The organism is Shewanella goraebulensis (assembly GCF_030252245.1).
Taxonomy (GTDB): Bacteria; Pseudomonadota; Gammaproteobacteria; order Enterobacterales; family Shewanellaceae; genus Shewanella; species Shewanella goraebulensis.
Genome location: NZ_CP126972.1, coordinates 2,266,776 through 2,290,084 on the forward strand (window position 1 = coordinate 2,266,776; position 23,309 = coordinate 2,290,084).

The window sequence follows — 23,309 nt, forward strand, 5'->3', positions numbered from 1 at the left end:
TGCATGTCATTTAGGCTTACATTGGCGATAAGTTTATACTGGAGAGAATTTTGTTATCGTTTGAATACATTAGCGACCAAGCAAGCCTTGAGCAATTAGTCGCTCAATATCAGCAGAGTGATTTACTGGTATTAGACACAGAGTTTGTCAGAACACGAACCTACTATGCCAAGTTAGGTCTCATTCAAGCATATGATGGTAAAACGTTGGCTTTAATTGATCCAGTAGCGTTACCTGATTTGAGCTGTTTTTGGCAGTTATTATCAGATACTAAAATTACTAAACTAGTACACTCATGCAGTGAAGATTTAGAAGTGTTTGCTCGATATGGTAATTGCCAACCAGTACCGCTGTTTGATAGTCAAATTGCTGCCAGCTTATGTGGTTTAGGCCACGGTGTCGGCTATGCTAAGTTGGTCCAGATGTTTTTAGAGATAGAGATTGATAAAGGCGAATCTCGCACCGACTGGATGAAAAGACCGCTAACGGATGCGCAACTTCAATATGCAGCTAATGATGTTTATTATCTCTACAAACTTTATCCGCAACTGTTAGCCAAAGTTAATGAAGCCAACCGAATGGAATGGCTACTTGAAGAAGGTGAGCGCATGACGGAAGGGCGCCTTACACCGCCTAACGAAGAGCTTGCCTATTTAAAGGTGAAGAACGCGTTTCAACTTTTTCCGAAGCAACTTGCCTATTTAAAAGTCCTGGCGACATGGCGTTTGCAAAAAGCCTTGAAAAAAGATTCTGCGCTTGGTTTTATCATTAAAGATCATGCGATGATTGCATTAGCTAAAAAACAACCTAAAACGGTAACCGAGTTAAATCAGTTGAATGATTTAACTGATCATGAGAAACGTTTTCATGGCAAAGACTTGGTTAAGGTTCTACAAACTGCAGATCTAGAAAATTTACCCGAAGCTGTTGATGTTATTGCACTTAAAAATGGTTATAAAACCTCATTTAAAGAAGTAAAGGCGATATTAGCTGCGATTGCAGAAGAAAAAGATGTAGCAATTGAGTTTATTGGGTCAAAACGTTTGATACATGAATTTTTGCTTTGGCTACACCATAAAAAGCAAACTCCAACGCCTTTATTGCTTTCAGGTTGGCGTGGTGCGCTTGTAACTAATGCACTGGATTCCATTAAATTTGGCTAATTATGTTTGCTGTAAAGTTGGCTAAAGCGCTCAAAGTTTTGATAGATTTTTAGTCAAATAACAAAAAGCCCAGATGACACAATGTCATCTGGGCTTTTTAATATAAAACTAATATCTAAAACCAAAGAGAAGTTTAGTAACACTTAGTCCGCTAACTGGAGCATTATATTCTCCAACCTCTCAGTCGGTTATATCATTACTTCCCGTCTGGAAGGGTTACATTAAGCTCTAATACTGAGAGTTTGTCATCGTTTTGGTCAAGTTGTACAGAAACCTGATCTTCAGATATTTGTACATATTTACGAATAACTTCAATAATTTCTTGTTTCATTTTAGGAAAGTAATCAGGCGCATCACGTTCACCACGTTGATGAGCAACAATTATCTGTAAACGCTCTTTTGCCGTCACAGCAGTATTGGTTTTTTTATTGCTTCTGAAATAATCGAGTATTGACATAATTAGCTACCAAATATCCTTTTTAAGAATCCTTTTTTCTCTTCAGTAAGAAACCTAAATGGTACTTCTTCACCAAGTAAACGTTGGACAGTATCAGCGTAAGCTAAGCCCGCATCACTTTCATCATCATTAATCACAGGAATACCCGAGTTTGATGCTTTTAATACAGCTTGTGACTCAGGAATAACACCGAGTAATTTAATGGCTAAAATCTCTGATACATCTTCAACACTTAACATTTCACCTGTTTTAACTCTAGCAGGTGAATAGCGAGTGAGTAATAAAAACTCTTGAATAGGCTCAAGATTTTGTTCTGCTCGTCGAGAGCGACTTTGTAACATACCTAAAATGCGGTCTGAATCGCGTACAGAACTAACTTCTGGGTTGGTTGTTACAATAGCTATATCAGCAAAATATAGCGCCATCATCGCACCTTGCTCAATACCGGCTGGTGAGTCACAAACAATGTAATCAAAATCTTTGCTTAACTCATCTAATACGCCGCCAACACCTTCTTTAGTCAAGGCGTCTTTATCGCGAGTTTGTGAAGCGGGAAGAATAAATAATTTGTCGCAGCGCTTATCTTTAATTAAGGCTTGGTTTAGGTTCGCTTCGCCATTAATAACGTTGACGAAATCATAAACTACACGACGTTCACAACCCATAATTAGGTCAAGGTTTCGTAGACCAATGTCAAAATCGATAACAACAGTTTTTTTGCCTTTTAAAGCTAAACCTGTTGCAATTGCAGCGCTTGAAGTTGTTTTACCAACGCCACCTTTACCTGATGTGACAACAATTATTTGTGCCATTTGTTATTATATCCTTTTATGTTGCCAACTATTGAGGCAATGATTCAACCATGAGTGTATCGCTATTTAAGCGAACGCAACCTCGTTGATCGCTACAATGCTGCTGCAAATGTTCTGCTAGCCAATATTGTCCAGCAATTGAAACTAATTCGGCGTCGAGAGTGTTTGCGATGATAATACTGTTTCTATCTCCTGCAGCACCCGCCATCGCTTTTCCACGTAAAGCGCCATATATATGAATGCTACCATCAGCAATGACTTCTGCACCATTACCAACTGCACCAAAGATGATTAAGTCAGCATTTTTTGCATAAATCTGTTGTCCTGAGCGGACATTTTGCTTAATGATTTTGGTTTCTTTAGTTGGGGCGGGCATGTTCTTAGCTTGCTTGCCTGATTTCACAATCGCTAAACCCAAAGCTTTTGCCTGCTCACTAATGCTTTCGTTAGCTGATGTTACACCAACAATGATGAGTTGGTTATCAGTGAGAAGTTGTTTTAATGCTGCGAGATCAACATCATGATTTTCAATTGCACTTAAATTTAAGATTAATGGTGCACCAATGAAAAACTGTGGTGCTTGAGATAACTTAGTATCAAGATCAGCAGCAATTAGATTAAAATCATGAGTATTAATATGCAGTACTGAAAGAGTAAAAGAAGTGGCTTTTAACTCAAGACTTTGTATAGCCATCCAGGCGTTAATCTCCAAAAAAGTCAGTGTGAGAACTGAATTGCAATTAAATTATTAACTGTCCATGTTATAGTGTGCGTTGTTGACTATCAAGCTAGAAACAGAGGAATTTAATCCCAAAATGATATGCGCCGTATATAAAAGTAGTCGAAAACTCGATACCTACTTATTTGTTGAAAAACGTGATGTTTTTGATGCTGTTCCAGAGCCTTTAATGAAGATGTTCGGAACACCTAAGTTAGTGATGATGGTACCACTATCAAAAAGAACTGAGTTGGCCATGGCAGATATTGAAAAAGTAAAATCAGAGTTAGTTGATAAAGGTTTTTATCTTCAACTACCACCACCAGTGACCAATTTATTAGAAGAGCACCGAGAAAGTTTAGGGATAAAAGATTAGTGTCGCTTTAATAAGAAGTAGTAATTTAATACTGGCACTGGCACTGTTATAAATGCCAGTCTGTATTAATTAATAGCCTGAAATTGTGTGGTTATATTTGGTATTTCGATGTTAGTACAAATATGTTAACGTTTAGTTGAAAAAAATAAGAATAGCAATAATGAGTTAATTTAGGACATTTTATGATTGGGAAGATCATTTCATCTGTAATAGTAATTTTTTTTACTATTAACTTTGCTTACGCACAACAGAGCGTAAGTTTTGATGATTATTTAGCTACATTAAAAGATAAAGCGGCACTTGCAGGTGTGTCACAACACACTATTGATAAACACTTTTCGAATATTAAGGTGTTCAAACGTGCCACTGCTAATGGGTCAAACAAAGCATTAAACCTCGAAAGTTATATCCCACAAAATTCACCAGAAATAACAGTAAGCACTGCACGCGCAATGTTTAAAGAACAACAACAATCATTAATTGCTATAGGTGACCGTTACGGTGTACAACCTCGCTTTCTAGTGGCGCTATGGGGCATGACATCTGAATTTGGTGAACAGAAGGGGAATTTCCCAATATTATCAGTTACAGCATCAAATGCTTATTCCGGTAATAAAGAACAGTTCTATATTGAGGAATTTATCGCTGCTTTAAAAATCCTTGATACTGACCAAGTTCAATATGAACAGTTAATTGGCTCGTCAACAGGTGCTATGGGACACATGCAGTTAATGCCTTCGCAATACCTGGCTCACGCACAAGATGGCAATGGAGATGGTATAAAGGATATTTGGAACAATCAATTTGATGCATTTGCAACTGCAGCATCTATGTTAAGAGATGCTGGTTGGAAAAACAGTGAGACTTGGGGACGTCAGGTGAGTGCTATCAACCCAATTGAAAGCTTTCTCGTTGGCACTGACCACACTGAAACATTCAATGAATGGCAAGATCTAGGGGTAAGACGATATAACGGTAATGACTTACCTAAACGTGACGATATGCAAGTTTCACTATTAATGCCTGATGGTGCTAATGGTCGACAATATTTGGTCTATAACAACTTTCGCTTGTTACAAGCATGGTCGGTAAAAGAACATTTTTTACTCACTGTGACTTACCTTTCAGAACGAATCAAAAATCCTCCAATCAATTAATGATATAATGCCAGTAATTTAAGGTTAATGCTGTACTGAATTATGTCTTTTTGGGTTGAAAAAAAACTTAACGAACTTACCACCGTACAATGGGAAGCATTGTGCGATGGTTGCGGTAAGTGCTGTTTAAATAAATTAATTGATGACGAAACAGAAGAGCTGTATTACACCGATGCTGCTTGTCATTTGTTAGATGATGAAACGTGCGGTTGTCGCCGTTACCCTGAACGTTTTAAATATGTGCCAGCTTGCACTGCAATTACAGTAGACAATGTTGCTCAATTAACTTGGTTACCAGATTCTTGCGCTTATAAACGTTTGCATGAAGGTAGAGAACTACCAACTTGGCACCCACTCATTACTGGCTCGAAAGATGAAATGCATGCTGCTGGTATTTCAGTTAAAGGCAAAACCATTAACGAAAATAAAGTTCGTGATGTATTTGATCATATCGTACTTTGGCCACTTAAAGACTTAGATTAAGCAACTCAAATACTAGTATTTCTTGTCTAAGACAATCAAAAAAGCACTCTTTAATGAGTGCTTTTTTATGCGTATTTGATTAAGCCAGAGTTTAAATTGTCATCAATGTTTTATTTTTAATCTATAACAAATCAGCTATTTAGATTTTAATGGTTTTATCGCAGGGATAACCATGACTGCAAGCACAATAAGATAAATGATAAAAGTCACTATCATCCACTGAGCCATACTGACAGATAAAAAAGTCCAAGGGTCGTCGCTACACATTCCTGTAGGAGAAAAGACTGAAGGTAACCATTCATCTAATGGCATCCAACTAGGAAACTCAGGGAAGAATGAACAAGTTGAAAAAGGAGATGGATCGACTTGTAATCCATTTAATTCGAGGGACAACTTTAATCCCCATACGGCACTAACGGCCCATCCAACTAAGCCTGCAATTCTGGTTAACCAGAAATTAGGCGCTAAAGTTCCAATAATACCTGCAATGATTAACCCCAAAACTGCAACACGCACATATACGCACATTACACAGGGATCTAACTCCATAACGTATTGAAAAAATAATGCAGCAGCTTCAAGGCCAATAGCGGATAAAAGCAACACCATCCATGCGGTGCGAGTGCGAGTAAATTTCTGTAATCCAGTCAAATCAATCTCCTGTCGATTTATGACGATAAAAAAACACCCTCGAATGAGGGTGTTTTCAAAACAAACGTTAAATCAAATCAGCATTAATGTCCAACAGCACCGCCAATAACATCTTTAGCGGAGTGGTGAATAATAATGTGATTATCATAATAGTATTGCGTCATATCAGTTAAGAACCCAGATTCAATCATAACGATACCAACGATAGATAATACAATTGTATAAGGCAGTGCCATCCATACCATGCGACCGTATGACAGTCTAACTAATGGTGCTAGTGCTGAAGTTAGCAAGAATAAGAAAGCCGCTTGACCGTTTGGTGTCGCAACAGAAGGTAAGTTAGTACCTGTATTAATCGCTACGGCTAGAAGATCAAATTGGTCTCGAGTAATTTGACCACTAATTAAGGCTGCTTTTACCTCATTAATGTAAACGGTGCCAACAAATACGTTATCACTGACCATGGACAAGAGGCCATTGGCAATATAGAAGATTACTAATTGCGCATTACCTTCGAAACTTAGTGCCCACTGAATCACTGGCGCAAATAAATGTTGGTCGATGATGACACCAACAACTGCGAAGAAAACGGCTAACAATGCTGTAAAAGGAAGGGCTTCTTCAAAAGCTTTTCCTAATGCATGTTCATCTGTTACACCATTAAATGCAGTAGTTAAGATAATAACTGAAAGACCAATTAGTCCCACTGAAGCTAAATGGAAAGCTAGGCCAACTACTAACCAAACACCCACTAATGCTTGCACTAGGAGTTTCATCTTATCTGCTTTAGTACGATTTTGATCTTCGTAATCAGAATAATCACTCAATATTTTATGGACTGCATCAGGAAGCTCGGCACCGTAACTAAACCATTTAAATTTTTCGACAATAAAGCAGGTGGCGACACCTGCAATAAATACCGGAATAGTGACAGGTGACATGCGAATAAAGAATTCACTAAACTGCCAATGGGCTTGAGCTGCAATGATTAAGTTTTGTGGTTCACCGACCATAGTGCAAACGCCACCTAATGCAGTACCAACACCAGCATGCATTAAAAGATTACGTAAGAAACCACGGAAAGCTTCTAGCTCCTCATTATTCAATTGCTCACGTTCTTCAGAGGTATGATCATGGTCGCTGCTAAAGTCTTTACCTGATGCCACTTTGTGGTAAATCGAATAGAAACCAATAGCTACAGCAATAATTACCGCGATAACGGTTAATGCATCTAGAAAAGCAGATAAAAAAGCTGACGAAACACAAAACATTAATGAAACTATGATTTTAGAGCGTACTTTAGTGATCATCTTAGTGAACACAAAAAGTAGCAATTGTTTCATGAAGTAAATACCTGCAACCATAAAGATTAGCAATAGTAACACTTCTAAGTTAGCTTCAATTTCGTGTAAGACTTGCGTTGGGGAAGTCATTCCAATAAAGACTGCTTGTATGGCCAGAAGACCACCAGGTTGAAGTGGGTAGCACTTTAACGCCATCGCAAGTGTGAAAATAAATTCTAAGACTAGTACCCATCCGGCAACGAATGGACTGACAAAGAAAAATAATATTGGGTTTATAACAAGAAACGATAAGATTGCATATTTGTACCATCTTGGTGAATTACCCAAGAAGTTACTAAAAAATGCAGCACCAGTGGTTAACGGCATAATAGCCTCTCCAATTGTGAATTTATGATAGTGAACTTTTGAGGAAGGAATCTGACAGACAAATTGAAGCTGAAACGAGAGTTTAAAGATAAAAAACAGAATTATAGTGCGTTAACTATGTTGTTTATTAGCTACTATTTCTATTTTTACCGTGTTGATACAATTATTTCTTAGCGCTTAAAATTTGATGTTTCAAAATTCGTTAGTTGTGCCACTAACTTACATCCATTTTGTTTGGCGCGTAGTTTAGCGCAAACGGTCGTTATTGTAATGCGATAAAAAAAAATCCACGACAAAAACATAACCAATATAACTACTACCTCACAATCTTTTCGTTGACTGCGCATTTTATGAGCAGTGGTGTGTCTAAATCGATCGTTTAGCCGCTATCAATGGTGTGTAATTGCAAGAGCTCTGGTATGATCAGTTCATAGGATAACTACGGGATGTTCAAGTTGACAATTATCAATGCAAAAGGTCCTGCAAGTTTTGCAGAGAAGTATATTGTTCGTTCGATATGGGAAAACAAGTTTCCACCAGGTTCGATATTGCCTGCAGAGCGCGAACTGTCAGAATTAATTGGTGTTACAAGAACCACGTTACGTGAAGTGTTACAGCGTTTAGCGCGTGATGGTTGGTTAAAGATTCAACATGGTAAGCCTACGCAAGTAAACAATTTTTGGGAAACATCAGGTCTTAATATTCTTGAGACAATTGCTGATTTAAATCCAGATGGCTTTCCGTTACTTGTAGATCAGCTTTTATCAGCAAGAGCCAACGTTAGTACGATTTATTTCCGCGGTGCAGTTCGTAATAACCCTGATAAAGCGCGAGAAGTTTTAGCCAAAATACACCAACTAGAAGACAGTGCTGAAGCCTACGCAGACTACGATTATGAATTACATCACGCTTTGGCGTTTTCATCGGGTAATCCGTTGTATGTATTAATTCTGAATGGGTTTAAAGGTTTATACAGTCGAGTCGGGCGTTATTACTTCTCGAGTCAAGAAGCCCGTACTATAGCTTTAGATTTTTATAAAGCATTAGAAAAACTGGCTATTGAAGGTAAATACACCGAAGTTAATGCTTTGATGAAAACCAATGGTATTAACAGTGGCATTATGTGGCAAAAGCTTCGTGATGATATGCCAGCAGAAATTGCTATCAACGACAAATAAAATTCGGCTGTGACTAGAAGGTACAGTGTCTGGCAATAATAAAAACCAACCTCAAGGTTGGTTTTTTTATGAATGAAACTTTTTAATCATGCTTATAGCGTCGTCATTTTACTATCTTCATTGGCAGGAGGGCATTGAGCCAGTTTTATGACCTTGCCACTGGCATCGACTTGCTCTAAAGTGACGTCAAATCCCCATAATCTATGTAAATGTTTCAAAACTTCTTCATTAGTTCCGCCAAGAGGAATTCGTTTATTAGGTACATACCTTAATGTTAATGAACGATCACCATTAATATCCACTCGCTGCACTTGAATATTTGGCTCAAGGTTTGACAAGTTATATTGTTGAGAAAGCTTCTCTCGAATTAGGTGATAACCTCGGTCATCATGTATAGCTGATACTGATAATTTATTACAACTGTCATCATCAAGTATACTGAATAACTTAAAGTCACGAATCACTTTTGGCGAAAGGTACTGACTAATAAAACTTTCATCCTTAAAGTTTTCCATTGCAAAAGTCACTGTGGTTAACCAATCACTACCCGCAATATCAGGAAACCATCGTTTATCTTCTTCTGTCGGCTCTTCGCAAATTCGTCTGATATCAACAAACATGTTAAAGCCGAGAGCATAAGGGTTAATGCCACTGTAATAAGGGCTGTTATAGGCAGGCTGAGCGACTACGCCAGTATGACTTTGTAAAAACTCCAGCATAAACCTGTCGGTCACTGTGCCTTCATCAAACATATGATTCAAAATAGTGTAATGCCAAAACGTTGCCCAACCTTCATTCATCACTTGGGTTTGTTTTTGCGGATAAAAATATTGCGCCATTTTACGCACTATTCTTACTATCTCACGTTGCCATGGTTCTAACAGTGGCGCATTTTTTTCGATAAAATATAAAATGTTCTCCTGAGGCTCATCAGGGAAATTGATTTGATCATCTATTTTTTGTTCATCAGGATTTTTAGGCACAGTACGCCATAAATCATTAACTTGACTTTGTAAGTAGGCCTCACGATCTTTCTGACGCATTTTTTCTTCTTTAAAGGACACTTCAGCAGGGCGTTTATACCTGTCTACACCATAGTTCATTAATGCATGGCATGAGTCGAGTGTAAGTTCGACTTGTTCGACACCAAATGTTAACTCACACTCATGGATATAATTTTTGGCAAAGACCAAATAGTCGATAATTGAACTGGCATCTGTCCAGGTTTTAAATAAGTAATTATTTTTAAAGAAGCTGTTATGACCAAAACTTGCGTGTGCCATTACCAACGCTTGCATTGTGATGGTATTTTCTTCCATTAAGTATGCGATACAGGGATCTGAATTAATTACAATCTCATAAGCTAAGCCCATTTGACCACGGCGATAACCTTGCTCGGTTTCGATAAAACGTTTACCAAAAGACCAATGGGTATAACCTATAGGCATCCCAATGCCTGCATAGGCATCCATCATTTGCTCTGCAGTTATCACTTCAATTTGATTGGGATAGCTGTCTAGATTGTAAAAAGCAGCCACTTTTTCAATTTCTTCCATATAAATTTCGAGTAATGAAAAGCTCCAATCAGGCCCATCATCAAGAGGTTGTTTTTTAGCTTTGTCAGCTTCGGTCGAACGATTCTGTTCTGTTGTCATTGTGTTCTCCTTAGCTTGGTTGCTTTTTAAATAACTCACGGAACACGGGATAGATGTCATCAACCTCTTTAATATGTTGGACTGCAATATTGCCAAACTCTTGTTGTAAGGCTTCATACTCACGCCATAGTGTTTGATGTGCGCGACGAGTGATTTCGATATAACTAAAATATCGTGAAACTGGGAGAATTTTATCTGCTAATAATTGTTTACAGGCTGGTGAATCATCGGCCCAATTATCACCATCAGATGCTTGAGCTGCATAGATATTCCATTCATCTGCAGGATAACGGGCTTGTTGGATTTCATGCATTAAATTCAATGCACTAGAAACAATGGTGCCGCCTGTCTCTTGAGAGTAAAAAAACTCATGCTCATCAACTTCTTTAGCTTGGGTATGGTGTCGAATATAGACGACTTCTAAATTTTTGTATGTTTGGGTTAAAAATAAGTACAGTAAAATGTAAAAGCGTTTTGCCATATCTTTGGTTGCTTGATCCATAGAGCCTGACACGTCCATTAAACAAAACATTACCGCCTGGCTTGAAGGTTTCTCTCGTTTGGCGAAATTATTAAACCTTAAATCGAAGCTATCGATAAACGGCACGCTGTCTATTTTCTTTTGAAGTTCCTCTATTTGTTGCCTTAAATCCATTATGACTTCAGCTTGAGTACCTGGGGTGTTTTCAAGCAAATTTAATTCAGCTTTAAGTTCTGCTAATTTTTTCTTTTTGCTGGCTGTCATAGCAATACGACGGGCATGGGATGATCGTAGTGAACGAACAATATTGATATTGGCAGGGACACCAACGTTAGTGAACCCTGCACGATAGGTTTCAAATTCAACCATTTGCTTGGCGTTAGTTTGTTGAAGGTCTGGCAGGGCTAAATCTTCAAAAAGCAGTTCCAAATACTCGTCGTTGGAAATCTCAAATAAAAACTCATCTTTACCTTCACCAGTGTTGGATGCATCTCCTTCACCACTGCCTTCGCCAGCTCCACCACCTTTAGGGCGTTCTATTTGGTCACCTTGATTAAATTGATCATTACCTGGATGCACTCGTTCACGAATACCACCTTGTCCTTGATGAAAAATCGGCTCGCTAATGTCACGGGTAGGGATACTAATTTTTTCGCCTTTATCAATGTCAGTGACACTTCGACGGGTCACAGCTTCGCTAACTGATTTTTTGATTTGTTTTTTATAACGTTCAATAAATCGTTGTCGGTTAACGGTACTTTTGCCCTTAGCATTGAGACGTCTATCTATAAAATTTGCCATACACAACTCCTAATGAACTTTGACCTTAACCCAAAACACATTGAGTAAGGCCAAAGTGAGCAAGACCTATGACGATTTACGAACCCTCAAGTACCACTCTGAAAGTAATCTAACTTGTTTTTGGGTATATCCTTTCTCCATCATACGATTGATAAAGTCGTCATGTTTGCGCTGATCATCAGCAGATGTTTTAGCATTAAATGAAATAACCGGTAGTAAGTCCTCTGTGTTAGAGAACATTTTTTTCTCTATGACTACTCTCAGTTTTTCATAGCTGGTCCATAGCGGATTATTACCTTCGTTATTGGCTCTAGCACGTAATACAAAGTTAACGATTTCATTACGAAAATCCTTTGGATTACTTATTCCAGCTGGTTTCTCAATTTTCTCAAGTTCAGCATTAAGCGCTGATCTATCAAATAACTGTCCTGTTTCAGGGTCGCGAAACTCTTGATCTTGGATCCAAAAGTCTGCATAGGTAACATATCTATCGAAGATGTTTTGACCGTATTCAGAATAGGATTCAAGGTAAGCTGTTTGGATCTCTTTACCGATAAATTCGACATATTTCGGGATCAAGTAGCCTTTTAAGAATTCTAAATAACGTTCACTGAGTTCATTAGGGAATTGTTCCTGCTCGATTTGCTTCTCGAGTACATAAAATAAGTGCACAGGATTTGCGGCAATTTCAGTGTCATCGAAGTTAAATACTCGCGATAAAATTTTAAATGCAAAACGGGTCGATAAGCCTTGCATACCTTCATCTACACCTGCGTAATCACGATACTCTTGGAATGACTTAGCTTTGGGGTCGGTATCTTTTAATGTTTCACCATTATAAACCCGCATTTTAGAGTAAATTGATGAGTTTTCTGGTGCTTTTAAGCGAGATAAAATACTAAACTGTGCTAGTGTTTCTAGAGTACCAGGAGCACAGGGAGCATTAGAGAGCTCAGAGTTACTCAGCAGTTTTTGGTAAATCTCCATTTCTTCAGATACACGTAAACAATAAGGTACTTTGACGATATAAACCCTATCTAAGAATGCTTCGTTATTTTTGTTATTTCTAAATGTTGTCCACTCTGACTCATTCGAGTGAGCGAGAATCATGCCATTATAAGGTAGGGCAGATAAACCTTCTGTACCGTTGTAATTTCCTTCTTGTGTTGCTGTTAATAATGGATGAAGCACTTTAATTGGTGCTTTAAACATTTCCACAAACTCCATTACTCCTTGGTTTGCTCGACAAAGTGCACCTGAATAGGCGTAAGCATCAGCATCATCTTGAGAGAAATGCTCTAATTGTCGGATATCTACTTTACCGACAAGGGCTGAAATATCTTGGTTGTTTTCGTCTCCTGGTTCTGTTTTAGCTATGGCTGTTTGGTCAAGTATTGAAGGGTAGACTTTGACCACTTTAAATTGAGTAATATCGCCACCAAACTCATGCAATCGCTTAACTGCCCATGGGGACATGATGGTTTTAATGTAACGAGTTGGAATATTATATTCGTTTTTTAATAGCTCACCGTCTTCTTCTGAGTCAAATAAACACAGTGGACTGTCATTGACTGGGCTGCGAACACCGTCAGCGGTTAGAATAAAAATCGGTACTTTTTGCATTAACGATTTTAGCTTTTCTGCCAGAGAAGATTTACCACCACCCACTGGGCCTAGTAAATACAGAATCTGCTTTGATTCCTCTAACCCTTGAGCTGAATGTTTAAGGTAAGACACAATCTGTTCGATAGACTCTTCCATACCATAAAAGTCTTTAAAGCTTGGGTAGTGAGTGATAAGGCGGTTTGAAAATATTCGGCTAAGCACCGGATCTTTTGAAGTATCAATAGTTTCTGATTCCCCGATGGCCATTAGCATTCTTTCAGCTGCAGACACATATGCGCTTCTATCTTCTTTACAGATTTCAAGAAACTGCTGGAGTGAATATTCTTCATCTAGCTTTTGTTCATAACGTTGTTGGTAATGTTCGAATATGCCCATAAGAAACCCCTTGAAACTTAGCTGAAAGAAAGTGATGGATAGCGCATTTTTAGTGACTAAAGCTGAAAATATTTTCCATTATTTTTGGTCTTTAAAAATCAGTTGTCAGCTTAAGTCTAGGTCAGAGGATTGATATTTGCGAGGAGGTGAAAATAAAAACTTCAATAAAAACAAAGATAAACAGTTGCAATTGCAACTGTTGCAAAAGTTGGCAGTTGTTTTGAACATAAAAAATGTGGGGCTATTCAGTTATTAACTATCTCGTTTTGAGTAATAAAAAAGGAGCCAAAAGGCTCCTTTTACATCATCTCATTTGTACCTAAATAGGTAGATTAACCTGCAAAGTTTGCGTTAACGAAATCCCAGTTAACAAGTTCCCAAAACGCAGCCATGTAGTTAGGACGAACGTTACGGTAATCGATGTAGTAAGCATGTTCCCAAACATCAACAGTAAGTAGTGAAGTTACTGATTCATCAGTTAAAGGAGTAGCAGCATTGCTAGTGTTAACAATTGAAACTGAACCATCAGCATTTTTTACTAACCAAGTCCAAGCACTACCGAAGTTATTTACTGCAGAATCAGTAAATTTTGCTTTAAATTCTTCGAAAGAACCGAATGCAGCGTTGATTGCATCAGCAATCGCGCCGGTAGGAGCGCCGCCAGCGTTTGGTGCTAAACAGTTCCAGTAAAAAGTGTGGTTCCAGATTTGAGCAGCATTGTTGAACATGCCACCAGTAGAAGTTTTAACAACTTCTTCTAATGTTTTATTTGCAAATTCAGTACCTTCAACAAGACCATTAAGCTTAACAACGTATGTGTTGTGATGCTTACCGTAGTGATATTCAATAGTCTCTTCAGAAATGTGTGGTGCAAGTGCGTTCTTAGCATATGGTAATGCTGGTAATTCGAAAGCCATTTTTATCTCTCCATGGACATAGGTTATCGTTTTTATGAGTACCACTTAGGCATCATTGCTCTGCCGACATTGTACTGCAAATTTTTGTGATGTGAATCATTGTTTGATGAATAATGTCGATAGACGCAATCTATAAAAGCTATTTTTATTATAACCCTACAAACTGTGGGATTTTGTTCTTGGCTAAGCTCGCGTACAATGGCAAAAGATTATTAAGTTGCACTTAGGAATTACAATGGAAACAGTAGACAAGATTAAACAGCAAATCAGTGAAAACCCAATTATCGTATACATGAAAGGGTCACCAAAGTTACCAAGCTGTGGTTTTTCATCGCAAGTTGCACAAGTTATGATTAACTGCGGTGAGCAGTTTGCATTCGTTGATATTTTACAGCATCCAGATATTCGTGCTGAATTACCAAAATTTGCTAACTGGCCAACATTCCCACAACTGTGGGTAGAAGGTGAGTTGATTGGTGGTTGTGACATCATCACTGAAATGTATCAAAAAGGTGAATTACAGCCAATCATCAAAGAAACTGCTGATAAGTTTCGCACTGAAGAAGACGCTGAATAATTTAAGTTAACTTTATTTATTGATTAAATATTGTTAAAACAAAAAAGCCCTAAACTGATCGCAGTTAGGGCTTTTTATTTTTGAAACCATTTAAGCAATTACATTTATTGTGCTTTTTGATCTTCAGGCGTTTTAGGCAGGATAAGATTCATTAGAATAGCGACTAAGCCACATAAGCTGATCCCGGTTAAACTAAACTCACCGATACCAAATGCCATTCCACCAATACCAAAAACTAATGTAACCCCAACAATACTCAAATTTCTTGGTTCATTTAAATCGACTTGATTACGTATTAAGGTGTTAAGCCCTACTGCTGCAATTGAGCCAAACAATAAACACATAATGCCGCCCATGACCGGTAATGGAATGGTTTGCATTAACGCACCTAATTTACCGATAAATGCAAGAGTGATGGCTGTAATTGCCGTCCAAGTCATGATTCTTGGGTCAAAACTTTTGGTCAGGGTAACTGCGCCTGTGACTTCTGAGTATGTTGTATTAGGTGGGCCCCCAAACGCTGATGCAGCCATTGTGGCAATACCATCGCCAGTTAGTGTGCGATGTAAGCCAGGTTTTTTCATATAGTCTTTGCCAGTTACATTGGATATTGCCAATAAATCTCCAATATGCTCAACAGCTGGTGCGATAGCGACAGGGATCATAAATAGAATCGCTTGCCAATGAAACTCTGGGGCAACAAAATTTGGAACAGCAAGCCAAGGTGCTTGATTCACTGGAGTAAAGTCAATAATACCAAAAACCATACTGAGGCCGTACCCCACTAAAATACCGGCAAGAATTGGCATTACCTTTAATATTCCTTTTGCGAGTACCGCAATGGCGACGGTAGTTGATAGCGACATAATCGCAATAAATAACGCAATGTTTTGCTCAACCAGTACAGCGCTTCCATCACCTGTTTTACCTAAGGCCATATTGACGGCCATTGGCGCTAGCCCTAGGCCGATAATAATGATCACAGGGCCAACGACAACAGGTGGTAATAATTTATGAATAAAACCACTGCCATTAATTTTAACCAGGGCTCCAAGGATTACATAAACAAAACCAGCAACCATTAATCCCCCCATGGTTGCGGGGATCCCCCAAGTCTGTACGCCATACATAATTGGAGCAATAAAGGCAAAAGAGGAAGCTAGAAATATTGGAACCTGTCTTTTGGTAATAACTTGAAACAGCAAAGTCCCTAAACCTGCAGTGAACAATGCCACGCTGGTGTCTAAACCACTGAGTAATGGCATTAACACTAAGGCGCCAAATGCGACAAATAACATTTGCGCCCCTTGTAATGGGATGAATAGACGATTCATATGTAGGTGATTTCCTGTCAGGTATAAATTAAGCTGTAAGATAGGCTAATATTGGTTAAATGTCTGTAATGTAAATCAAGTTTAAATCCTTTTACGTAACAATTAGTGGTTAATTCGTCCGTTAAATTGGTAAGGGAATGTAATTTTAGAAGCAAAATTAATATGCTACACTTCGCTTACTTTCATCTATTGCTTATATCTTCCTTATGCAAAAAATATTTTTACAAATTATTGTTATCAGTGCGCTATTTGGCTTATTTAGTCCTAAAGCGATTTCAGCTGAAGTCGGTCTGTTAGATGAGGCTGATGTGGTTGTTACTTCAAGAGCAAGAGCTGAGAGACAAGCTGCACTAAAAACTGCGCTGTCAGCGGTATTTGTAAAAAATTCAGGCTTACCTTCGGTATTAGAGCATCCTCTAGTTAAGGCTCAAATCAATAAACCAGAAGTGTTATTGACCCAATATGGCTACAGTGAAGTTGATAAAGAATTAACTTTAAAAGCTAACTTTGACCACAAGCGGATTATCTCTACACTTCGTCAAGCTGAATTACCCGTTTGGGGGCGTCAACGTCCGCTAACATTACTTTGGTTGTCCATTGAAGATGAAGGCGAGCGCAGTATTTTATCTGATGCGTCTGAAATGGATACACGTTCCCAAATCGATTTAGATTCTAGTAATAAAGGAATTCCAGTCATTTTGCCGATTATGGATTTAGATGATGTCATGAAGATAAGCGTATCTGACGTGCGGGGCATGTTTACCGATGTTGTTGCAGAGGCATCTACTCGATACCGTGCAGATTATTTTGCTGTAGCAGATATGGATAAAGTCGGTGGTTTTGTTCGTTTTCAAGTTTCTCTGTTTGATAAAGACAGTAAAGCAGGGTTAATGCAGCCGCTTATTCATCATCAAGCAGAAGTCCTTGATTATCAGGAAGCCACAGATCAAATATTAAGTACCTTAGCTGAATATTTTGTTAGTCAGTATGCTTTTGCTGATAGCGGCAACAGTGCAGAAACATTGCTGTCATTAGCAGGCGTTCAAAGTATGGCGCAATTAGTTGAAATTGAAGCTTACCTTAATCAACTGAGCGCGATTAAAACGGTGAGCTTAAACCAGTTTAAAGCCAATACCGTGACTTATAAACTTGAATTATTTGGTGATGCTGAAGATTTACAGAAACTATTGAATATCAATAAGCGTTTAACAGAGATACCATTGTTAGAGCCAGTAGATGAGTTGTCTGACTTAGAGTTCTCGCCAGAGCAGCAAGCAACCAAACTATTTTACCAATGGCATTAAGTCATGATTTATTTATTTGAGAACTGAGCTTTATCAGTTTGATTGTCTGTTTCTACATAGTTGATAGTTTTATAGCCACTCGATACGTGATAACGATCTAACTGTTCATTGTTGAACTCGTTAGTCTGACTAAACAACAGCAGACCTCAAAACGATTGTGTTATACTCATCATCGCTTGTTTACATTATTAGAGAATTTTTGAGTGACCCAAAACTCACCAAAACAGTTATCGTTACCCGTATATTTACCTGACGATGAGACTTTTCAAAGTTATTATCCTGCAGTGGGTAATGATGAATTAATTCAAAAGCTTCAAGCTACTGCAGAAGGTAGTTTGTCGTCTAGTTTATACTTATTTGGCCCGATTAAATCAGGCCGAACCCATCTTATGCATGCTGCTTGTGCCCATGCAAATGAACTTGATAGACGTACGCTTTATATCCCTTTAGGCATTCACGCCAGTATATCACCTGAGCTTTTTGAAGGTGTTGAATCTTTGCAGTTAATTTGCATCGATGACATTGATGCCATAGCAGGGCACCCAATTTGGGAAGAAGCATTATTCCATTTATATAATCGTGTTGCTGAGCAAGAAGATTGTCGCTTGATTGTCAGTGGAAGTTCATCACCCACTGAAGCAGGCTTCGCACTTCCTGATTTGATTTCTCGGATGCAGTGGGGGTTAATTTATCAACTGCAACCGATGGCAGATGAAGAAAAGTTAGTTGCGTTACAGCGTCGCGCTGCAATGCGAGGACTGCAATTATCTGATGAAGTAGGACGGTTCTTATTAACTCGCATGGCGAGAGATTTACGAACCTTATTTGATGTACTAGATAAACTTGATAAAGCGTCTATGGTACATCAACGTAAACTCACAATTCCTTTTATTAAAGAAATGCTTAGGCTGTAATCTTTGCTGATTATTTGAATAAAAAAGCCACCTTTTTGGTGGCTTTTAATGTTTTAAAATCTGAAACACTGAGCTAACGCTGAGGAATAGGCATATCTCTATGTTCTCTTCCTATCTGAACTGGGCGTCTTTCTTTGGCGTTATCATTAGTGCTTAAGCTACTGACTTTTGATAGCGATTGACTACTAGGGCTTATCCCAATATTGTCATACCAATCTTCTCCAGCTGTCATATTTATTGGCTCTGGCAAATTATTGAGTAAAGTTTTACCGTCTTCTTCAGGCATAATTTGGTCAATTACAAATGCTCCTCTTTCCAACAATTCAGGAGAACCAATTCTGCCACGTTGTCCCCAGTCGACAATTAATTCAGTAGGGTCAGTAACCGCAACATCCCTGTGTATTTGATAGCGATGACTCATAAATGATTCTTCAAATAACATTGCTGCATCTTCGCGAGTAGAAGAATAAGCATAAAAGTCATTTGCGTGATCAGTTAAGAAAAAACTGGTCACATCATTTGGAAGGTAGGCTTTTTGTGTACTGTTGGCTGTTTCACCTTGAAAACTCACACCAGCTAAACCATACATTTCACTACTCGTTAGTGGGTCAATATTTTTCAGCTGATCAGATACCAGTGCGTTATCATCTGTTCGACGATAAAAGTCATCAATTAATGTTGGTCCTGTTAACGTATTATGAATAGAGCGGGGGAAGAAGTCATTGGCATGGGCTAACTCATGATAAAGCAAACTGGCTAAGTTAGGTGTTATGTCTGCTAATGAACGTGTTTGTCTTACTGCTCGGTCGATACGGCTATAGGCGTAATCATTATTTTTTACGTAACGCCAAGGCATGATGAATTGTAAATCGTTACCAAAGTCACTGCGATAATCAGGCGCTTCATTAATGGTGTCACGCTGCTCTGGAGTAAACCACAGATATTCAGGGTCAAGATAAATGGCACCAGTGGCTACCCAATAAAAAGAAGGTCTAACATCATAACTAATCACAACGGCTGTGACTGATTGAAGTAACTTTATAAAGTCACTATTGGGATCTGCTTGAGTTAAAAAAGTTTCAAAGTTTTCGCCCATCCAGTCATGAGAAACGACAACTCTGTCCATGACTGATTGAACATTTTCTGAATTAGCCACTTGGCCAACTAATGGTAAGTCGGCGATATTACAAGTTTGATTAAGCTGATTTGAGTACACACAGTTTGATGCATTAGCAGCATATTTGGATGAATCTTTATAGGAATATGTACGTGCTACGGGCTGATCAAAATACGGAGAAGAAATTGTTGATTCGTTAGTTACTAACACAAATACTTCATCAGATAAGGTTTCACCTGCAAATTGACCAGTGGCCTTGAGCCCAATGACGCTATCAGAGTTGACATTAGGTGCTGTAAATAAAGGGCGCTCCGGGTTGGTTAAATCAAGTTCAACCGCTTGATTAGAAAAGTAGCACCACTCTATTTCATCAACAATAAGATCGTTTATCCGCGCAACTCTAAGACTAACTCCATTACCTTCAACCACTTGATGATCGCTATTAATATTTAATTGATTGATGGACGCGTTTGCTGTGATAGAAACTGATTCAGTTAAATCTGTTTGGTTGCCAGAAACGTTTACAGAAAAACTATATTCGCCAGACTCTGGAATGATGAATGATAAGACAGGGCTGTTTTCTGATACTAGAGAAAGTGCGGGGCCAGAAGTTTGCTGCCATTGATAAGTTAGCCCTGCTGAATCAGTGTTAACGACACTGGCAAGGATTGTCGCAGATTGACCTGCAGTATAAGTTTGCTCAACATTAAAGCTTAAATCTGAAGACGTGGTAACTAAAGTGAGCTCTGAACTTGCTTCACAAGTATTGATGGGTAATGAATTATCAGGTGTTCCAGAGTCAGCACTTGATGAATCACTTGAACTACCTCCACAGCCGGTTAATATCGCTGCGATAACTAAATTCGTTATCGCAAAATATTTTGTTCTGCTTTGATAACTTTTGTTAGTTATTGTATTCAAAATACTTTGGCCGATAAAAGTCTTGTTAAACAATGTGTTCATATACAATCTCCGTTGCTTATTACTACATTCAATCAAGTGACTGACATGTCACTATAGCATGGGATTTATTGTACAAAAAGAAGGAATTAACCAGTTGGCAACCAGGTTGCAATCATTTGTTTACCTCTAAAAGTGATATAAAAAAAGCGCCGAAGGCGCTTTTGGTTTCCAATAAAATTCAAATTAGTCTTTTTTTGACTTCTTTTTTAAGCCTAACCCTAACTCTCTGCCGCGTATTCGTGCGTAGAAAGGGAATCCGACGAGTAATGCACTAATCAGTACCGATTCGATTAACGCAAAATAAAGCGCGTCTTCTGTGACGTAGACTAAAGTCAATCCATGAAGTAAATATAGGCAGAGAATAAAACTTGCCCAAGCATAGGTGTATGGCTTGCCGGTTAAGATCCCCTTAATAGGGAGTAATAAAGGTAAAATCCATAATAAGCTAAACGCCATTGAATATTCACCGGTCAATCCTTGCTGTATAAACCATCCTGATAGCAGCATGAGTAAAGCAACATAACCGACACGGCATAATTGAAATAAAGTATGTGTTGTCATTTTGAAGCTCACAATATCGCTAAAATATTTTCTGGAGGGCGGCCTATTGCAGCTCTTCCATTTGCTAAGGCAATAGGTCTTTCAATTAATTTTGGTGTTTCGATCATTGCTTGAACTAATTGCGCTTGAGATAAAGACTCGTCGGCTAAGTGAAGTTCTTTATATTCTTTTTCTTTGGTGCGCATTAACTCTCTAGGTGAAAGCGCTAATAAGGTCAAAATATGGTTTAGTTCTTCGGTTGTTGGTACCGTTTTGAGGTATTCAACGATCGTGACGTTAGCATTATTTTCTTCAAGCAATGCTAGTGATTGACGACTTTTCGAGCAGCGAGGGTTATGGTATAGCGTTACATTTGTCATAGGATCACTTGTTATCTTTATTTTGGCGACAGTTTATCAAACTTTAGATGAGATGGTTAGCCACATCGGATTGATGTGGCTGAGTAATAAATAACTTTATAGAGTTATTTTAATGCATCCAAAGACCGTTTAGCTTGTCTAAATTGACGTATACGGGCTTCTATTCGGGCAATTTGTAATGTTTGTCCTTCAGAATGGCGGTAAGCATAATTAAGTTGGTCAATTGCGCCGTCATAATTGGCAGCAAGAGCCATGGCTTCGGCATTACTGTAGTGTTCGAGCGCTTTATTCCCAAGCTTGCGATAGGCTTGAGTCATTAGCTGATAAGGTAAAGTATTTTGCTTATCTAAGAAAATGAGATCTTCTAATAATGGAATTGCTTTACGCGGCTGGTCTGCCTCCACATAAATGTTAGCGAGGTTGGCAGCAATAACCAGTGATGTTGGCTTAAGACGTTTATGATGTTTTAGGAGTTCTATTGCTGCTTCATAATCATCTTTTTGGGCTAATAAATCTGTTTTGGTATCGATGTAAAATAAATTATTACGATCATTTTCAAGTAACTCATCGATAATTTTTTCAGCTTCATCAAACTTTTTCACTCTAAATAACGCTAAAGCTTTACCGTAAAGTGCTGCACTTTTAAAAGTATATGTTTTCTTTTTTAATTGTTTATCAAATAGAGACATTGCAGCTTGGTCGCTATAACTAGAAAATCGAACTTGTATACGCGCTTTAGCAAGTTGGTAATTTAATTGGTCCGGTATATATCGATTAGGATATTGTGCTGCTCGATTTCTAGCATCAGTAATACGTGATTCAGGTAAAGGGTGAGTCAACAACATTTGAGGCGGAGTAGTGGTAAAGCGATAACGAATGGCTAACTTTTGGAAAAAATCAGAGGCGCCATTAGGATCGAAACCTGCATCGGCTAGAATTTGCATACCAATTCTATCGGCTTCACGTTCATGTAAACGGGTGAAGTTAATTCTAGCTTGCGTTGATAATGCTTGAGTAGTTGCTAAAGCAGCCATACCCGCTTGAGGGGCTGCAATAGTGAGTAAAATAGCGCCTAGCATTCCAACAATCGTTGCGGTAGAGCTTTTATCTTGCGCTTCAAGTGAGCGAGCTAAATGTCGTTGGGTAACGTGAGTGATTTCGTGCGCAAGCACAGATGCAAGCTCACTTTCAGTATCAGCATGTAAAAACAAACCAGTATGGACACCGACATGACCGCCAAAAAAAGCGAATGCGTTGATTTCATCATTTCTTAATAAAAAGAAATAAAAGGGGGTTTTTACTCCCGTTGCATGAGCCACCAATTTATTACCAAGCTCTGACAGATATTGGTTTAAAACTGGATCGCTAATAACAGGTGCTGATGAACGGATAACACGCATATAGGCATCGCCATACACCATTTCTTTTTCAAGACTAAATGTGTTTACGGCGGCAGTACCAAGATCTGGAAGGTCATTATTCGCGAAGCTTTTAGCAACTCCAGCAGTTAGTAGTAAACTTACTGCGGTTGTTAAAACACCTTTAGAAAACTGAGTAAACGATAATTTGCGCAAATGAAACCTTTATTATAATTATTTCAACAGGGTGGCAAGCAAAATTACATCAACACCTTAATGGTATCGCTTGTGGTTTATTGTCC

Annotated in this window: 22 protein-coding genes; 8 read left to right on the top strand and 14 right to left on the bottom strand. The window is 38.4% G+C overall.

The genetic code is table 11. The features are described 5' to 3' along the window. Window positions 1–50: 50 nt before the first annotated feature. Window positions 51–1,163, top strand: a complete 1,113-nt coding sequence (rnd, locus tag QPX86_RS09495; RefSeq protein ID WP_220755412.1) for a ribonuclease D — start codon at window positions 51–53, stop codon at window positions 1,161–1,163. Between the two features lie 196 nt (window positions 1,164–1,359). Here the strand turns inward: rnd and minE are convergent, their stop codons facing one another. From minE to minC, 3 genes are read right to left on the bottom strand one after another with little or no spacing between them, the layout of a single operon-like run. Next, window positions 1,360–1,620, bottom strand: a complete 261-nt coding sequence (gene minE, locus QPX86_RS09500; protein WP_285165026.1) for a cell division topological specificity factor MinE — start codon at window positions 1,618–1,620, stop codon at window positions 1,360–1,362. Between the two features lie 2 nt (window positions 1,621–1,622). Next, a complete protein-coding gene (gene minD, locus QPX86_RS09505) occupies window positions 1,623–2,432 on the bottom strand; it encodes a septum site-determining protein MinD (protein WP_102526246.1) in 810 nt (269 codons plus the stop codon). A gap of 28 nt (window positions 2,433–2,460) precedes the next feature. Beyond that, window positions 2,461–3,126, bottom strand: a complete 666-nt coding sequence (gene minC, locus QPX86_RS09510) for a septum site-determining protein MinC (RefSeq protein ID WP_220755390.1) — start codon at window positions 3,124–3,126, stop codon at window positions 2,461–2,463. A 121-nt stretch (window positions 3,127–3,247) separates the two neighbouring features. On the opposite strand from minC, the gene QPX86_RS09515 reads away from it, so the two are divergent. The 3 genes from QPX86_RS09515 to QPX86_RS09525 all read left to right on the top strand — a co-directional run bounded on the left by QPX86_RS09515 (window position 3,248) and on the right by QPX86_RS09525 (window position 5,166). Next, window positions 3,248–3,526: a YcgL domain-containing protein gene (locus tag QPX86_RS09515; RefSeq protein WP_220755392.1), complete on the top strand. Its 279-nt coding sequence runs from the start codon at window positions 3,248–3,250 to the stop codon at window positions 3,524–3,526. Window positions 3,527–3,708: 182 nt separating this feature from the next. After that, window positions 3,709–4,683 (top strand): lytic murein transglycosylase, encoded by a 975-nt coding sequence (locus QPX86_RS09520; protein ID WP_285165027.1) that lies wholly within the window; start codon window positions 3,709–3,711, stop codon window positions 4,681–4,683. A 42-nt stretch (window positions 4,684–4,725) separates the two neighbouring features. Then, complete coding sequence (locus tag QPX86_RS09525; RefSeq protein WP_220755388.1) at window positions 4,726–5,166, top strand: YcgN family cysteine cluster protein; 441 nt, start codon at window positions 4,726–4,728, stop codon at window positions 5,164–5,166. Between the two features lie 135 nt (window positions 5,167–5,301). Here the strand turns inward: QPX86_RS09525 and dsbB are convergent, their stop codons facing one another. Together dsbB and nhaB are read right to left on the bottom strand one after the other, a co-directional pair. Then, a complete protein-coding gene (gene dsbB, locus QPX86_RS09530) occupies window positions 5,302–5,817 on the bottom strand; it encodes a disulfide bond formation protein DsbB (RefSeq protein WP_285165028.1) in 516 nt (171 codons plus the stop codon). Between the two features lie 83 nt (window positions 5,818–5,900). Then, window positions 5,901–7,487, bottom strand: coding sequence for a sodium/proton antiporter NhaB (gene nhaB, locus QPX86_RS09535; protein WP_285165029.1), 1,587 nt, complete (start codon window positions 7,485–7,487; stop codon window positions 5,901–5,903). A gap of 446 nt (window positions 7,488–7,933) precedes the next feature. Here nhaB and fadR point away from each other — a divergent pair, with 446 nt between their 5' ends. Next, the gene (gene fadR, locus QPX86_RS09540; RefSeq protein WP_220755385.1) at window positions 7,934–8,665 is read left to right on the top strand and encodes a fatty acid metabolism transcriptional regulator FadR; all 732 of its coding nucleotides are present in this window, start codon (window positions 7,934–7,936) and stop codon (window positions 8,663–8,665) included. Between the two features lie 92 nt (window positions 8,666–8,757). Here the strand turns inward: fadR and QPX86_RS09545 are convergent, their stop codons facing one another. The 4 genes from QPX86_RS09545 to sodB all read right to left on the bottom strand — a co-directional run bounded on the left by QPX86_RS09545 (window position 8,758) and on the right by sodB (window position 14,520). Continuing rightward, the gene (locus QPX86_RS09545; RefSeq protein WP_285165030.1) at window positions 8,758–10,320 is read right to left on the bottom strand and encodes a SpoVR family protein; all 1,563 of its coding nucleotides are present in this window, start codon (window positions 10,318–10,320) and stop codon (window positions 8,758–8,760) included. A gap of 10 nt (window positions 10,321–10,330) precedes the next feature. Continuing rightward, entirely contained in the window at window positions 10,331–11,602 is a 1,272-nt protein-coding gene (locus QPX86_RS09550; protein ID WP_285165031.1) for a YeaH/YhbH family protein, read from the bottom strand. 66 nt (window positions 11,603–11,668) lie between these two features. Next, a complete protein-coding gene (locus QPX86_RS09555; RefSeq protein ID WP_220755382.1) occupies window positions 11,669–13,603 on the bottom strand; it encodes a PrkA family serine protein kinase in 1,935 nt (644 codons plus the stop codon). 332 nt (window positions 13,604–13,935) lie between these two features. Continuing rightward, the gene (sodB, locus tag QPX86_RS09560; protein ID WP_102526236.1) at window positions 13,936–14,520 is read right to left on the bottom strand and encodes a superoxide dismutase [Fe]; all 585 of its coding nucleotides are present in this window, start codon (window positions 14,518–14,520) and stop codon (window positions 13,936–13,938) included. Between the two features lie 235 nt (window positions 14,521–14,755). On the opposite strand from sodB, the gene QPX86_RS09565 reads away from it, so the two are divergent. Further along, the gene (locus QPX86_RS09565) at window positions 14,756–15,097 is read left to right on the top strand and encodes a Grx4 family monothiol glutaredoxin (protein WP_102526235.1); all 342 of its coding nucleotides are present in this window, start codon (window positions 14,756–14,758) and stop codon (window positions 15,095–15,097) included. A gap of 104 nt (window positions 15,098–15,201) precedes the next feature. On the opposite strand, the gene QPX86_RS09570 is transcribed toward QPX86_RS09565, so the two are convergent. Continuing rightward, complete coding sequence (locus QPX86_RS09570) at window positions 15,202–16,431, bottom strand: uracil-xanthine permease family protein (RefSeq protein ID WP_285165032.1); 1,230 nt, start codon at window positions 16,429–16,431, stop codon at window positions 15,202–15,204. A gap of 206 nt (window positions 16,432–16,637) precedes the next feature. Between QPX86_RS09570 and QPX86_RS09575 the strand changes: the two genes are divergently transcribed. Both QPX86_RS09575 and hda read left to right on the top strand, forming a co-directional pair. Continuing rightward, a complete protein-coding gene (locus QPX86_RS09575; protein ID WP_220755380.1) occupies window positions 16,638–17,735 on the top strand; it encodes a DUF2066 domain-containing protein in 1,098 nt (365 codons plus the stop codon). A 203-nt stretch (window positions 17,736–17,938) separates the two neighbouring features. Continuing rightward, complete coding sequence (hda, locus tag QPX86_RS09580) at window positions 17,939–18,649, top strand: DnaA inactivator Hda (protein WP_220755379.1); 711 nt, start codon at window positions 17,939–17,941, stop codon at window positions 18,647–18,649. A 73-nt stretch (window positions 18,650–18,722) separates the two neighbouring features. Here the strand turns inward: hda and QPX86_RS09585 are convergent, their stop codons facing one another. From QPX86_RS09585 to bepA, 4 genes are all read right to left on the bottom strand, one after another. Continuing rightward, on the bottom strand, window positions 18,723–20,729 hold the full coding sequence (locus tag QPX86_RS09585; protein WP_285165033.1) for a PKD domain-containing protein: 2,007 nt from the start codon (window positions 20,727–20,729) through the stop codon (window positions 18,723–18,725). 183 nt (window positions 20,730–20,912) lie between these two features. Next, the gene (locus QPX86_RS09590; RefSeq protein WP_285165034.1) at window positions 20,913–21,290 is read right to left on the bottom strand and encodes a DUF2069 domain-containing protein; all 378 of its coding nucleotides are present in this window, start codon (window positions 21,288–21,290) and stop codon (window positions 20,913–20,915) included. Window positions 21,291–21,298: 8 nt separating this feature from the next. Continuing rightward, window positions 21,299–21,649 carry an arsenate reductase (glutaredoxin) gene (gene arsC / locus QPX86_RS09595; protein ID WP_220755376.1) on the bottom strand — a complete coding sequence of 117 codons (351 nt, stop codon included), beginning with the start codon at window positions 21,647–21,649 and terminating at the stop codon, window positions 21,299–21,301. A 104-nt stretch (window positions 21,650–21,753) separates the two neighbouring features. Beyond that, window positions 21,754–23,223: a beta-barrel assembly-enhancing protease gene (bepA, locus tag QPX86_RS09600; RefSeq protein ID WP_220755375.1), complete on the bottom strand. Its 1,470-nt coding sequence runs from the start codon at window positions 23,221–23,223 to the stop codon at window positions 21,754–21,756. Window positions 23,224–23,309: the final 86 nt, after the last annotated feature.